The sequence below is a fragment of the Ancylomarina sp. 16SWW S1-10-2 genome (assembly GCF_009669305.1).
Classification (GTDB): Bacteria; Bacteroidota; Bacteroidia; order Bacteroidales; family Marinifilaceae; genus Ancylomarina.
Genome location: NZ_SADB01000078.1, coordinates 1 through 1,123 on the forward strand (window position 1 = coordinate 1; position 1,123 = coordinate 1,123).

Consider the following 1,123-nt stretch of genomic DNA (forward strand, 5'->3'; position numbering starts at 1 on the left):
TGGAATAGGTACATTTGACTGGACATTAACTTAAGCCCTTATCTTTACATTATGAGAGGAAAAGTAAGAAGGAAGTATGATAAAGAATTCAAGACAATGGTTGTGAACCTTTGCTTAAGTGGACGTAAATCTAGAGAAGTTGCATTAGAAATGGATTTGGACAGAAGTATGGTTCAACGATGGGTTCGAGAATACGATACYTATAAGGCTAATAGCTTTAAAGGCAATGGTAATCCTGTAATGACAGCMGAACAAGAAGAGATCGCACACTTAAAAGCAGAGTTACATCAAGCTCAAATGGATCGTGATATCTTAAAAAAGGCAGTGAGCATATTCTCCAAGAGCGACAGCAAAAATTTCAATTTGTAAATTCTTTTAAAGATCATTTTACTGTTGAGAATATGTGTAGGGTTTTATCTATTAGTAAGAGTGGGTATTATGAATGGTTATCACGGAAGRAATCTTCTAGGTCGATAGCTTATGCAAATGATTCTAAAGAAATCATATCAATCTATAATACATCTAAAAAACGCTATGGAAGCTATAAAATCCATGCAGAATTGAGTTTTAGAGGGATTAAGACATCTCGGAATAGAGTGGCTAGAATAATGAAAAGTCAGGGTATTAAAAGCATAGTAAATAAGAAATACAGAGTACAAACTACAGACTCGAATCATTCTAATAGAATCTCTAAAAACCTTTTAAAGAGAAACTTTTATCCACAATTATCATCTCAAGCTTGGGTGTCTGACATTACGTATGTGCATACAGAACAAGGTTGGCTGTATCTAACTACAATTATGGATTTATTTGATCGTAAGGTGATTGGATGGTCATTGTYAGATAATATGACTACGGACGATACCATAATAAAGGCTTGGAACATGGCAATKATAAATAGAAATACTAAACCAGGATTGATATTTCATTCAGATCAGRGCGTTCAATATACAGCTGCTAAATTTAGAGACTTACTCAAAAAGAAATTTATCACACAAAGCATGAGTCGAAAGGGKAATTGCTGGGACAATGCTGTAGCTGAATGTTTCTTTAAAATAATTAAATCTGAAATGATAGATCACAGATACTACTATTCTCATTTTCAAGCTAAAATTGAAATAGT

The 1,123-nt window shown here is 33.3% G+C and carries 2 protein-coding genes; both read left to right on the plus strand.

Annotated elements, in window-relative coordinates; all coding sequences use genetic code 11:
* Positions 1-51 precede the first annotated feature (51 nt).
* Positions 52-369 (plus strand): transposase, encoded by a 318-nt coding sequence (locus EMN46_RS18570; RefSeq protein WP_154202508.1) that lies wholly within the window; start codon positions 52-54, stop codon positions 367-369.
* The coding region (locus EMN46_RS19695; protein ID WP_368667583.1) for an IS3 family transposase at positions 333-1,123 on the plus strand (791 nt) is incomplete at its 3' end. The genes EMN46_RS18570 and EMN46_RS19695, both read left to right, overlap by 37 nt.